The sequence below is a fragment of the Halorhabdus tiamatea SARL4B genome, assembly GCF_000470655.1.
Lineage (GTDB): Archaea > Halobacteriota > Halobacteria > Halobacteriales > Haloarculaceae > Halorhabdus > Halorhabdus tiamatea.
In genome coordinates this window covers 191910-203909 of record NC_021913.1, presented here as the reverse complement: position 1 = coordinate 203909, position 12000 = coordinate 191910, and the positions used below count along the sequence as shown (strand labels likewise).

General features: G+C 56.9%; 13 protein-coding genes and 1 pseudogene. 7 read left to right on the top strand and 7 right to left on the bottom strand.

All coding sequences use genetic code 11. The features are described 5' to 3' along the window. The first annotated feature begins 28 nt into the window (after nt 1-28). From HTIA_RS14760 to HTIA_RS14750, 3 genes are all read left to right on the top strand, one after another. Nucleotides 29-850 carry a hypothetical protein gene (locus HTIA_RS14760; RefSeq protein WP_008524575.1) on the top strand — a complete coding sequence of 274 codons (822 nt, stop codon included), beginning with the start codon at nt 29-31 and terminating at the stop codon, nt 848-850. A gap of 74 nt (nt 851-924) precedes the next feature. Then, nucleotides 925-1176, top strand: a complete 252-nt coding sequence (locus HTIA_RS14755; protein WP_008524573.1) for an AbrB/MazE/SpoVT family DNA-binding domain-containing protein — start codon at nt 925-927, stop codon at nt 1174-1176. Beyond that, nucleotides 1177-1611, top strand: a complete 435-nt coding sequence (locus tag HTIA_RS14750) for a PIN domain-containing protein (protein WP_008524572.1) — start codon at nt 1177-1179, stop codon at nt 1609-1611. 37 nt (nt 1612-1648) lie between these two features. Here the strand turns inward: HTIA_RS14750 and HTIA_RS14745 are convergent, their stop codons facing one another. Then, nucleotides 1649-2572, bottom strand: coding sequence for a helix-turn-helix transcriptional regulator (locus HTIA_RS14745; protein ID WP_008524571.1), 924 nt, complete (start codon nt 2570-2572; stop codon nt 1649-1651). Nucleotides 2573-2709: 137 nt separating this feature from the next. On the opposite strand from HTIA_RS14745, the gene HTIA_RS14740 reads away from it, so the two are divergent. Continuing rightward, the gene (locus tag HTIA_RS14740; protein ID WP_008524570.1) at nt 2710-3033 is read left to right on the top strand and encodes a hypothetical protein; all 324 of its coding nucleotides are present in this window, start codon (nt 2710-2712) and stop codon (nt 3031-3033) included. A 135-nt stretch (nt 3034-3168) separates the two neighbouring features. Here HTIA_RS14740 and HTIA_RS14735 read toward each other — a convergent pair whose 3' ends face one another. The 5 genes from HTIA_RS14735 to HTIA_RS14715 form a co-directional block, all read right to left on the bottom strand. Further along, nucleotides 3169-4563: a Cdc6/Cdc18 family protein gene (locus tag HTIA_RS14735; RefSeq protein WP_008524569.1), complete on the bottom strand. Its 1395-nt coding sequence runs from the start codon at nt 4561-4563 to the stop codon at nt 3169-3171. Between the two features lie 825 nt (nt 4564-5388). After that, the gene (locus HTIA_RS14730) at nt 5389-7536 is read right to left on the bottom strand and encodes a type B DNA-directed DNA polymerase (RefSeq protein WP_008524568.1); all 2148 of its coding nucleotides are present in this window, start codon (nt 7534-7536) and stop codon (nt 5389-5391) included. A gap of 272 nt (nt 7537-7808) precedes the next feature. Next, on the bottom strand, nt 7809-8186 hold the full coding sequence (locus tag HTIA_RS14725) for a hypothetical protein (protein ID WP_008524567.1): 378 nt from the start codon (nt 8184-8186) through the stop codon (nt 7809-7811). 32 nt (nt 8187-8218) lie between these two features. Further along, a complete protein-coding gene (locus HTIA_RS14720; RefSeq protein ID WP_008524566.1) occupies nt 8219-8539 on the bottom strand; it encodes a hypothetical protein in 321 nt (106 codons plus the stop codon). Nucleotides 8540-8541: 2 nt separating this feature from the next. Continuing rightward, the gene (locus HTIA_RS14715) at nt 8542-9486 is read right to left on the bottom strand and encodes a hypothetical protein (protein ID WP_008526073.1); all 945 of its coding nucleotides are present in this window, start codon (nt 9484-9486) and stop codon (nt 8542-8544) included. A 294-nt stretch (nt 9487-9780) separates the two neighbouring features. On the opposite strand from HTIA_RS14715, the gene HTIA_RS14710 reads away from it, so the two are divergent. The 3 genes from HTIA_RS14710 (at nt 9781) to HTIA_RS14700 (ending at nt 11538) form a co-directional block, all read left to right on the top strand. After that, a complete protein-coding gene (locus tag HTIA_RS14710) occupies nt 9781-10560 on the top strand; it encodes a hypothetical protein (RefSeq protein WP_008524564.1) in 780 nt (259 codons plus the stop codon). 57 nt (nt 10561-10617) lie between these two features. Further along, entirely contained in the window at nt 10618-11148 is a 531-nt protein-coding gene (locus HTIA_RS17370; RefSeq protein ID WP_021029493.1) for a hypothetical protein, read from the top strand. A 66-nt stretch (nt 11149-11214) separates the two neighbouring features. After that, a complete protein-coding gene (locus HTIA_RS14700; protein ID WP_044951373.1) occupies nt 11215-11538 on the top strand; it encodes a hypothetical protein in 324 nt (107 codons plus the stop codon). A 13-nt stretch (nt 11539-11551) separates the two neighbouring features. Here the strand turns inward: HTIA_RS14700 and HTIA_RS16095 are convergent. Beyond that, a pseudogene (locus tag HTIA_RS16095) lies at nt 11552-11842 on the bottom strand (transposase); the annotation flags it as partial. Nucleotides 11843-12000 lie beyond the last annotated feature (158 nt).

The window sequence follows — 12000 nt, the reverse complement described above, 5'->3', positions numbered from 1 at the left end:
GGGGGCGCACTTCCGTCTCCACCGACCCATGACCGACCAATATCTAACGACCGTTCTCGACGAGGCAGAGCGAGTCGCAGAGCACCACGAGCAGGTCGCCCAATCTTCAGACAATCCGAATCACGAGTATCTCCGGTACGCCGTCCTTCGGCTGCTCGAAGACGAGGCTGACGAGACATCGGTGGAGATACCGCAGATCGACGGCCTGACCGTTGGATACGGGGAGGATAAGGCGATGTACGAGAGCTGGGACGACGACGTCGAGTGGTGGGAGACGGTTCCGCCGCAGGCGGAATGTACTCGCTTTCGGATGTTCTACCCCGACAAGCACGAGGCTGTTCCGCGAGTCATCGTCGACGTGATGGCAGCACTCGGGGCGTGGCGTGTCTGGACTGGGAGCGCAGCCGCGTGCGGCTCCTATGACCATCGCGAGCGCCGCGAGGTCCATTACCTCTGGCCGGAAGGCCATCCGGTGGAGGAAGTGCTCCACGAGCGGCTTAGTGGCCCTGCGGAAGCCGTCGCTCCCGACGGTGGCCGAACGGGCGACGTTCGCGACCGACTGGTCGTCGACGAGAACCCAAAGTCACAGGACGATCTCGAGCCCCGAACGAAGCGTGCTGTCGCCGAAGCGATGGACGTTTCGCTCCTCTCGAAAGGTGGCCGCTACGAAGTTCAGTCCGCGTCCGGAAACCGGTACGAAGTCGACGTCATCGACAAGTCGTGTACCTGCCCTGACTGGCAGCAGCGCTCACCCGAAGGCGGCTGTAAGCATCTGCGTCGCGTCGATCACGAGATAAAACAGGGTCGTGTTCCACGTCCGGATGGGCGCCTTCCAGCACCCTCGAACTAGAACGATATCTTCTGGAGCGCGTGGTAGTGTGGCGGCACACTAGACTTTTCACGGCCGGTCACCTACCGTGAGGTATGAGCAGCGACAGAATCGACGCCGAAAGCAAGGTGTCTGGAAACCAGGCAAACATCCCCGCCCGGATTCGGCGTGAACTCAATATCGACGATGGTGATCAGCTCCGTTGGCATCTCGAAGACGATGGGAGCATTCGGGTCCACGTCATCCAACAGCAAACCGGCACGTTCGCCGACTTCGACGGCTACGCTGGTGAGGAGCCGACCGATGTCACGAGCGATCACGACGCCTGGGGCGTCGACGTCGAGTAAATGCCCCGTGCACTGATCGATACGACAGTCCTTTTTGTCGCCGCATACCGGCGAGATGGATCCCACGATGCCGCGCTCCCGGTGCTCCACGGCATCGACGACGGAACGCTCCCGGAAGCAGTCGTCCTCGACTACGTGCTCGCGGAAACGCTCAACGGCCTCACGACCCACGCCGGCCACGACGCAGCCGTCGACCTCCTCGATCGCATCGAAGAAAACGCCCGCTTCCACATCGACTCACTCACCACCGACGCCCTCGCGACAGGAAAGGCCCTCTTTCGCCAACACGAACCCCTCTCCTTCGTCGACGCCTGCATTGTCGCATATATGCAAACCGAGGGGCTCGGCTACCTGTATGCGTTTGACGACGATTTTGACGCTGTCGAGGATGTCTATCGACTCGATACAGCAACGAATCCCTACGATCCGAACTGACGCTGGCAGACGGCACGGCTGCTGACGATGTTCGGTCTCAGGATAATCGTACCTCGTAGTCAGCCGCCAGCTCCTGGAACTCGTCCCACTCCGGAAGCCGGTCGTCGTCGACCTCGCCGTGCGTCTCGAGGTATCGCAGCAAGGCGTCGATTTCGGCTTCGAGGCCATACGTCGCCCCCTGCTCTCGGAGATCCTCCTCGTCGACGTCGACGTGGCTGAGTAGGAGGAGACAGTACGAGCGGTGGCGGCTGCCGTCGTCGATCAACAGTGTGTGACAGCACAGCTCCGCCGGCGAGACGGCATCGAGATCCTCGGAGTAGACGTAGTAGCGGTGGCCGGTGAGCAGGAACTGGAGGTCGAAGGCCGCGAATCGAGCGAGGCCGGTTTCGTGAAACCCCTCCGCGTCGATCTCCGTCTCGGTCTGGGCGAGGAATTCGTCGTAGTCCTCCCAGAGAATCGTGCCCTTCGGGGCGTCGGCTTCGAGGCGCTGACGATGCAGATGGTGTGCGAGTTCACGGGCAAACTCGTGGAGGCGGTCGAAGTCGGCGTTGAAGTCATAGCGGCCGTCGGCCGTCCCGACGAGCCCACGGTCACGAAACCGCTTGAGGACGCGGTTGACCGTGTTGCGGTAGTTATCGCTCCGGTCGGCAATCTCGGAGACGGTTCGCGGCTGGTCGAGGTAGTACAGTACCTCGAGTGCCTTGCCGGTCAGCAGCTCGGGGAAGTCGATGTGGGAGTGTTGGCGGATGAGGTCCCGATAGAGTTCGACGGCGCGAGCATCCGACGGGACGACTCGTTTTCGCCGGCCATCGCGTTCCGTGTAGACGAGCCCCCTCTCGACGAGGTCGGCGACGGCACGAGAGATGTAGCTCTCGCTGTGGTCGAGCTTCGTCGCGAGCTCGGAGATTGTGTCGCCGCGGTCGACCGTGGCGAGGACATCAAGTTCGATGCGCCGGAGCACGGTGTAACATAGTTCGAAACTACTATATAAAGAAGTTTCGCGTAGTGTTTCAGTCAGCATGCACGGTAGCCGCCCCATCGTCTTAACCAACAAAACTATGGATTAGCGGGTTGTGTTGGTTAACGCGAGAGCAGCCGATGTCCTACGAGCCCCCGACCCCACCGGCGAACTTCCCGACGGAGATCGTCAACACGCTCAACGAGTCGACCCCGGAACGACTCCGAGACGTTGCTACGTACGCTGAAGCGTTAGCCGAGTACAAGGCACGTGAGGACCGCCTCGAGGAGTCGGATGACCAGGAAGAAGTGGAGGAGCGACCAGACGACCTCCCGGACGACGTCCCTGCCAAAGCGACGATCACGATAAAGGAAATCAACGACAACCGCTATTACTACTGGCAGTGGCGGGAAGGCGAGAAGGTGTGCTCGCAGTACAAAGGACCGGTCAGTCCAGACGATTAGCTAATCTGGTTCTCTCGAGAACAACCCCCCTGATTCGAAGTGAGCTTGTTCACTTCTCAGAATATTTGACACCCCTGATTCGGAATGAGCTTCAGTAGAAGGGTTCTAGGTAGAACGAACCCTCATGATGCTTGATTAAATCTCGTAGGTTCCGTTGTGAAGTTCTGAAAGCCGTTCATCGCTCTCTACAACTGCCTTCATCACTACATCTTTGTCCTTGATAAGCTGGTGTTCCAGATAAACACCCTGCTTGTGTCCGCCACCAATCTGGTGAGACTCAGAGATTCCCATTAGCGCGAGCGTGCTGAGAATCTGACTCACTCGATCATACGAGAGGGGATCAGCGCCGACGTCACCGCAGGTCGTCTCGTATTGGCTGTAGATACCAGAGGTACGGAAACGGCGGTTGTTCGAGCCAGTCAAGCGACCGAGAGTGTAGAGGACGAGTTTGGATTGCGGTGAGGTACTTTCAATCGTCTCCTTGACTCGATTGATCTCTGCACGCTTGACGGCTTTATCGACGTGGTCCGCACTAACGACCTCTGCATCGTTGTCGTCAGCGATGTCACCAGCAATCCGCAGAACGTCGACTGCCTTCCTCGCATCACCATGTTCATCCGCCGACCGGTCAGCAGTCTCGGTTATGACGCCGTCTTGTACGACACCGTCTTGGAATGCATCTCGTCGATACTCGAGGATCTGCTCGATTTGGTCGCTCTGGTATGGTTCAAAGACGAAGTCCGTCGTCCGCATCGAGCTCTGAACGCGTGCATTGAGTTTCTGTCCGAAGTCGATGTCGTTGCTGATAGCGATGATTCCGATATAGGCATCAGTATGGCCGGCTTCTCGGGCTCGCGAGAGTTCATGGAGGAGTCCCTCAGCGTCATCAACCATGTCGATCTCATCAAGGATGACAATAAGTCCATCGTAGTACTCGTCGATGATGTCGTAGGCGTAATCGTAGTATTCGGCGGACCCTAAACCGACGCGAGGGATTTCTATGCCAGAACCGGATTTGTCGCTTAGGGCACGAGCGATTGTTCGGGCGACTCGCGTTTCGGTATTATTCTTCTTGCACTCGACGTAGATGCTTGCAGCAGGGACGTTACGGGCAGTGGCAGTATCAACGAGACGGTCGGAGACGTGCCGGCTGACAAGTGATTTGCCAGTTCCGGTTTCGCCGTAAATAACGACGTGGTTAGGTTGGGATTCGTGGACGAGGTGACGGATTTCTCCAGCAACCGACTTGATTTCGGTGTCTCGACCGACGATGCGGTCCGGCCCAGGAACGGTTCCAATTGAAAGTAGATCGCGATCCGCCCAGATTGGAGTTGAGGAGCCGTCTTCATCGCCCTCCCGAACGAACAGTGGGTCATTTGCCGGGTCGTTCGGTTCTGATCGCTGGATTTCTTTCGTAGCCGACGAAATTTCAGAAGCCGAACTGTCCTCCCTGTTTGTATCGAAACCATCCAGCTGTTGGTCCGTGATAGACGAGTCACCTCCTCCGTCTGATTCCTCGTTGTCTGTCATAGATTCATCCTGGGAAGGAACCTACTTAGTCGTTACCCCCCTGATTCGGAATGAGATTCATTGGATATCGGTGCTAAACAGCGGAAAATCGATAGGTGACGCCGTCATACAGGAGGAGACCCAATTCAGAGTGAGCTATCTTCAAATCCGTGTTCTGTGGAGACTTTACTCCCCTGGTTCGGAATGAGCTACATCGTAGAACGAGTGGATTGCCAGTAGCTCGAATAATCAGCAAGTCCAGATCAACCCCCCTCGTTCGGAATGAGGTAGGTCCATCAGCCAAGAATCGAGGACGCTACAGAGACCCCCCTGATTCGGAATGAGTTGTCCACCGAACTAATAGGCGATATTGATGCCAGCCCAATTAGGATAGATCCGGATTGGAGCTAGAGGGACACACCCCCCTGATTCGGAATGAGATACCGTGAAACTGGCCGTATGGACGAGATCTTCCAACAATCTACTAGGCGTACCCTAACTAGGACAAGATAATTCCCCAAATCACAAGATGGCGTAGACTTTCGCGGATCACTTGTCTAGTCACAACCCTAGCTTTATTACCTAGTTGCCCTAAAAGCTCTCCAAGTAGAATACGCCACTAGTTAGAAGTATTCGTGAATACGCCTAACAATGGAAGTACAGCTATTCTATCCTTCGAATTGAAGCAGTAGACCATGCGTCGAGCGCGTATACCCAACGAATCCATTACTACAACCTTCTCATTGGGTGGAACCACGGCCTCTAATCAGGTAGTATGGTGGGTATAATCTCATTCCGAACGAGGGGGGTGTGTGGTCCTACTCATATCTTGTTGTAAGCGAAGGGTCAGAAGGAGGTAATCTTAGTCGTTCGTGTCTTTGCCAACCTTCGTCGAATATCCGACCGATCCCATCCCAGAGGTGAAATAATACTCTCGACAGCTCGTACCAGCTGCGTCTCGTAGTACGATGGATCATACTGGTCCGTCTCTTCGTGAGCAAGGGCGACACGCTCTCGTGATGCTTTCTCGTCGTCGACGACCACGTACTCGACATCTTGTCCGGGATGGACAGCGAGGTCCTGGTCGCGAGCACGCTCGAGTGCCGCCACGTTCTGGGTGTACTGCGTGTACGCCTCGACAGGCTTGGAAACACGGTTCCGTTCGACGAGTCGGTCGGAATCGACATCGCCAGCGTGAAGCTCCGAAATCGCCCGTTCCAAGCGACTGATAACCGCGTCTGGAGATTGCGTTTGACCGAGGATCTCGAGACAGTCGCGCTGGACATCTTCAATGAACTCCGGCGTGGATCGTTGCCGGGCTTCGATGCCGCGTATCTTGAACTCATCCTTGCCCGTAACCTTCCCGAAATACTTCGTCAGTGCGCCGGCGTCGCTTTCGCGCTGTGGCACGAACGCCACCCACTCGTACTCGGCTTCATATTCGAGACGGATCTCGACGGTGTCCGTGATCTCGGAGGCCAACGTCTCCAGTGATTCTCGTTCGTCGTCGCTGACGTCCGGGTCGGGCGTCACCCAGATCGAGTCGACGATCCCGTGAACGACACGCCAACCGCCCGCCTCCAACCGCTGTTTCGCGGTGAGCAGGATCTCCCGAGCGAACGCGTTGATTGCTTCATGGCACTCGATTCGCCCGAATTTCGCGTTACTGAATCCCTGATATCCAAAGCACGCGACGAGAATCCACTTTAGCGCGGCCGACCGCCCCTCGAGTTCGTCGAGACGGTCCTGGTCGAGATTATCGCGCTGCTGTTCGCGATGAATATCTGCCTTGATATCGTCGCGAGCGTCGATGATCGGTTGGAGGACGTCGACGAGGTAACCCTGCTCGTCGCAAATGGAGTAGCCGAGGCTGGGAACGTCCTCGCGATCACTGTGACAGTCACACCGAATGACGTCCGGAGAGACGTTCCACATGCAGATGATATTCGGATAGAGACTCGAAAAGTCGAGTTCGTGGACATCCTCATGGAGTCCGACTTCGGGCGCGAAGATGAACCCACCACGGTCGGCATCGTGGAGGGTTCCCATTGGCTTGTAGAACTCGTGTCGCCAGGAGTTCCACGGCACGAGAACACCGCGGTCGTGCGCCTCGCAAATCTGAATTGCGGTGAGGACGTTCCCAATCGACGCCCAGGCGAGTTCTTGGGCTGGCTTTTTCGACCGCGAGACGAGGTCGAAAATACCGTCGAGGTTCGTCTCCCCGTAGAAGAACGTGTTCGATTCGTCGATGATCGCCCGGCCCGGCACGTTGTAGCGGGCGGGCGAATGTCCTACTCGGCCGTAACTCGAAAACGTCGATTGACCGGCGAGCTGCTGGTAGTCGACGTCGGGCCACCGACTCAGCGTGAAGCCGTCGACGCCGGCGGTGCGAGCCATCGCGTAGAGCGTCGAGATGATCTCGCTCGTCGAGCATACGAGGACATCCGGGTCAAGGGTGTCGATCGCGTCTTGGACCGCCGCGAGGAGATCCACTGGAGATCCCGTGACGGTCTTGCCGTTCACGCCAAGCTCGGCGTTGGTTTCACTGTTCGTCTCGGTCACCGGGATACTGAGGTGGAGCGTCGACAGCTCGCTCGCCGGCGTCGGGTCGACGCCGGTCTCCAGACAGTACCGGAACTCTCGCGAGAAGTCGACATTGAAACAGGCGAGATCCCCGACTGGATAGTCCGACAGCTGGCGCGCCTGCCGGGCGAGTGGGATGACACGGTCGATGTGGACGACGTCGACGGCGAGGGTGTCCTCGTCGTCGCGACGGAAGCCTGGCCGCCGGGCGACGATTTTGGTCGCGACGACGTCCGGGTGCCGTTCGTACACGCTCCGGAGTCTCGTGAGGTCGATATCGGCATCTGGTGCGCGGGATGCGACGTAGAAGCGCGGTGAGTAGTCTTCGCGTTCGGTCGCGACGGCGCCGTCAGCCGTCGTCTCCCATTCGAGGACACGGCCGTCATCAAGGAAATCGAATGTGAATGGCATTTTCTATCCGTCGTCCTCCAGCATAGGCACGCCAACGTACGCTCACCCGATAATCGACAGTGTGTCGCTTCCGGAGTTCAGGGAACCAGTGTGACACGGCTGCGAAGGGCTTGGAACGCGAATTTGGGGCTTTCCATCCATTTTCCGCAAACACTTCCGGGGCGCTGATCCCCCTTCTCCGCCCATCTTAACCAACAAAAACCCCACGCTTGCTACGGGATGTTGGTTAAGTCTACTAATTACGGTACTGAGGCGTTGTATTCGATACAAATTCACTCGAGAACATCGAGATCCTCGAGTCCCAGGGCATGGAGAGTATAGTGACCGGGACTATCTTCGATCAGCTGTTTGAATGTCAGCCGAAGTGTGTTCTCCTGTTCCATCCGATGTGCGGTTTTCAACACGACGCGATCAGGCGGCACGATCTCGTCAGGTGCATCGAGACGCACTGTCCGATGAAATTCGATATGTCGGACCTCATCTCCCTTCCGGGGGTCCTTTCTCTCTTCGTGTACGCTTCCGACGGAGGTCTCCCACGGATTCTGAAACGTCACACCGCCAGCCTCAACCGGACCGTCCCCGGTAAGGTGGATTCGAATTCGATCACCTGATTCCAAGTTGTTGACCCTCTGGAAGCGATCCGTTGCCATATGAACGGTCTAGTACCCCATACTAAAAACCATCAGTGCAATCTGTCCTCCGTTGTACCTGCCTGGGAGTGTTGTTGTCGATCATCCGCCTCGTTGAGTGCGTTTTCGAGTTCAGCGAGGCGGTCTTCGTGTTCATCGAGTCGGGCTTCCTGTTCGAGATCGATGCTGATCAGCGCCGGAAACAGCGGGTTTTGGTGGTTCAACAGGCCACTCGCGTCGGCGTGCTCGCGAGCGTACTCGAACAGCTGGTCGAAGCGCGGTTGGTCGCGACGGCGGAGCGCCCGCCGGAAATCCGTCCATCGCTCCTCGATAGCCCGCAGCGCATCCCGATACGTCGGATTGGTGCGCCCCATTGCTATCGCCCTCCAGCACTCGTCCAGGCATCGAGTAGTGGGTTCGCAGTGAGTGACGCAATCGTGCCATCAGCCGTCACGCCCGTTCCGACGCCATCGGTGGCCGTGGTCGGGGTGGAGGGCGAGGCCGGTTCCAGCCCGACCTGTTCGGCACGCGCGCCGAGTAACTGACGCCAGTAGGTAAACGTCGTCTGGTAGTATGCCCCATCGTCGACGGGATAGACGAGCGTCTCGAACTCCTCACCCGTGAACCGTGGCCCCATCCGGGTTTGCTCGCACTCTAAGTGGTGCTCGGCAGCCGTCGCGACCGGCGCCGCGAACTCGTCCGCTTTGCTGCGAGTAACGAGCACCGGCACCTCGTACCCATCCGCGTAGGTCGCCAGTCGAGTGAGCGTTCGCGCTTGGAGTGTCCCGGCGTGGGCGTCTCCAAGCGTGTCGTCAGTGCGGTACTGCGCGTCGACCGCCGGGGCGACGATGAGCGATGGGGTGTGCGAGGATGCGCCCTCGTTGCGAGCCGTCAACTGTCGACTGCTGATTCCGGTGTCTGCGGTAGATCTCCAGATTGATTGGTTCACCGCCGTCGGGAGGTCGCAGACGGTGCCGTAGTGCTGGTAGGCAGTGAAACCCCGTGCGACGTGGATCCGGTCGAGCAACCGCTGGCTGGGGGCGATTTGGGCGAGCGTGGTCGTCGTCGCGTGGCCGTTCGCGTCCACCCAGAAGGCGGGGCCGTCGTGCAGGAGGAGGTGGTCGAGCACGAGCGATTGCAAGATTGGGACGTCGCGGCCTCCCTCGACGTCGAGCACCGTGATGCCGTCGTCAAGTGACGGCAACAGCATCTTCTCCGTGGTTGGGTCGGCTTGTTCAGTAAGGGTTCGATTGCGGTCAGCGTCCCGGGTCGGCTGATTCACCGCTAATCGGTTCGGCGTTGATGTCGCGTTGTTGGGCATATTCGACTAGATGTTCACGTTCCCGATAAGCCGCGGCGTGGCGCTTCCATGTTTCCGGGAAGCGGTTCGGACGTATGCCGGACCGGACCAGTCGCCGAGTTTCGGTACAGTTCGACCGTTTCCGAGACTGTTTCCAGAATGGTCTTGTTGAATTCCTCTTCCGGTGATGAGTGCCAGTGTCGTGCTGGATATAGCGCGCAGAAGTTGTATAGAGGCCCTATTATCTCATCCAACAGACGGTGCGGTAGTTACAGGTAGTTGACTTCTGTACCCCTGTCCATGTCTCGGGATCCTATGGTAACTCTCATCGGCCAGTTTTCCCGATTTGCCGTCCAGAAAGATCTGGAGCCAGATGACTGGGAGATGGCCGCTACAGAGTTCGGCGTAACAGACACTATGCGGAACATCGACCGATTTTACAAAAGCTGGGACTTCAAAGACAACGACCAGCAGCCAAACACCACTCAGTTTCTCAAAGAGGTAGCGGAGGAGGACGAGGAGAAAGCCGTGGGCGTTATGAAACGGATCTACACCTTGGCCGACACCGACTCAGATACACTGAACAAATACCCTGCCTTGGACATCCTCGAGAACGAGGATCCTGGTACAGGAGTGCTACACTCTACGTTTCGCTCCGAACGGTTTCTCGACATCGACAACGTCCCGGGCACGTTCTACCCGGATCTGGTTGAGGACATCAACCAGTGCTACCGTATCGGGGTTAACGACGCTACGCTCGTCCTGACACGGAAGCTCTTAGAGAACCTCCTTATCGACCTTCTCCGGGACCAGTACGGGAAGCAGGAGATTGAACTGTACTATCTTCCTGAAAACCGGCGGTTCAGGAAGTTCAGCGACCTCATCAACACCTTTGAGGAAAATCTCGACGACTTCCAGCATCGCTCTGGAGGCCTTGACAGCGACTTCATCAACGAACTGGACGCTTTCCGCCAGAACGCCAACGCAGAAGCCCACTCCATCGAGACCAACATCACTGAAGACGAGATGAAGGACTACAGGGAGCAAGCCCGTCACGCGGTCCAGATCCTATTCCGTATAAACCAGAATCTGTGAAGCCTATTGTAGCGTATCGAGAGAAGCAGTTAGCTGCTGTTGCATATCAAGACCTGTGTGGAACCGACCAACGATCTCTACTTGATGCTCTGGACAGGCAAGGATCGCAACTGCTCCGTCCTGTACCGGAACCACCGGTTGATCTGGATTATGGGGTGCGAGGTGGCAACTAGGACAGTTGATACCGCCGGCTGGCCGATGATCTATGAGTTCAGCTGTGCTCTCGGTAGTGAATCCACAGACAGAGGTGAACTGCTCAAGGTGTTCATTACATCCAACAAGGGGGAGTGTGAGCTGATCCACGAGAAGGAAGGACAATGTGTGACCTTTGTTAGAGTGGAGAGCAGACTCGCACGCATCACACTGGATAGGCGGATGACTATGGAAGTCGTCCGTCTGTTGCTGGGAGGAATCTGCTGGAGGCATACTGAGGTGTGTAGCTTGGAGTTTAGTTGGCACACGGGTAAGTTATGGGAACATATTGTCGTCTCCAGTAGCCTGCTGGAACTGGGAGAGGTCGATATTCTCCAGGATATCTATGTCGGTGGCCTTGTTGAAATCCTATTCTTCAGACACATTCTCGCCTGAAACAGCCGGTCGATGAGAATTGCGAAAAGAATAAACTGTTTCTCCTTGGAATATAACTCTCTCAGCGTGATCGATCAGGAGTTACGGAGGAATCTCTGTAGGGTGGGGCTCATCGTTGTTGCTTTCTTCGGAGCGGTTTTTGTTTCCGTCTACCTCGATTCGTATTTCCTCAGCGCCCTCTTCTCGTTAATCGCCGTCGCTGGTGTGTTCCTGCTCTTGAAGTTTCAGAAAGTGTACTCCGTCATTATGATCGTTGTTGGAGTTCTCTCACTTGCGTTCGCCGTTCTCGGCTATCTGAATCTCGGTCTCGTAAATATGCCCGTTCTGTATGCCCTCCTCGCGGTACTGGGAATCGTTCGTGGCGGTCAGGCGTATCGAGCAACGGAATAACTGTATAGACCGTTCAGAATGACCGGTCGAGATTATGAACGAGACAAGCGATAGTGAGTTCACGAAACTGTTTCCACCAGCATCGTGATCGGACGAACGCACCGTACTTTCGCTTGAGCGTTGAGTTCACAGTCTCGGATTGACTCCGCTGGCCGTAGAGATCAGCGTCTAAGCGTGCGTTCCATGCCTTGTGGAGTGATGTGAACTCACGATGCTTAATCAGTGGCCGAACCTCATGTTGCCGGGCGAGCCGCCTGATCTTCTGGTCGTCGTAGCCCTTGTCACCGAGCAGAATATCAATGTCGTTACTTCCCGAACGAGCCGAGAGAGTGCTGCTTGAGCGCCACGAAACAGTCACTTTCTGTATGGTTTGGCAGTCAGTCTCGGCTGCTGCCGCGGCGTAGATCGAGACAAGTCCAATTTACCGCTCCAAACAGACGATCTCACCCGGATTTCGCCGGT

Excerpts from the sequence above, each read along its gene's own strand:
- HTIA_RS14720 (WP_008524566.1), bottom strand. The coding sequence starts at position 8,539 with ATGGGGCGCACCAATCCGACGTATCGGGATGCGCTGCGGGCTATCGAG.
- HTIA_RS14750 (WP_008524572.1), top strand. The coding sequence starts at position 1,177 with ATGCCCCGTGCACTGATCGATACGACAGTCCTTTTTGTCGCCGCATAC.
- HTIA_RS14710 (WP_008524564.1), top strand. The coding sequence starts at position 9,781 with ATGGTAACTCTCATCGGCCAGTTTTCCCGATTTGCCGTCCAGAAAGAT.
- HTIA_RS14715 (WP_008526073.1), bottom strand. The coding sequence starts at position 9,486 with ATGCCCAACAACGCGACATCAACGCCGAACCGATTAGCGGTGAATCAG.
- HTIA_RS14740 (WP_008524570.1), top strand. The coding sequence starts at position 2,710 with ATGTCCTACGAGCCCCCGACCCCACCGGCGAACTTCCCGACGGAGATC.
- HTIA_RS14725 (WP_008524567.1), bottom strand. The coding sequence starts at position 8,186 with ATGGCAACGGATCGCTTCCAGAGGGTCAACAACTTGGAATCAGGTGAT.
- HTIA_RS14755 (WP_008524573.1), top strand. The coding sequence starts at position 925 with ATGAGCAGCGACAGAATCGACGCCGAAAGCAAGGTGTCTGGAAACCAG.
- HTIA_RS14760 (WP_008524575.1), top strand. The coding sequence starts at position 29 with ATGACCGACCAATATCTAACGACCGTTCTCGACGAGGCAGAGCGAGTC.
- HTIA_RS14730 (WP_008524568.1), bottom strand. The coding sequence starts at position 7,536 with ATGCCATTCACATTCGATTTCCTTGATGACGGCCGTGTCCTCGAATGG.
- HTIA_RS14735 (WP_008524569.1), bottom strand. The coding sequence starts at position 4,563 with ATGACAGACAACGAGGAATCAGACGGAGGAGGTGACTCGTCTATCACG.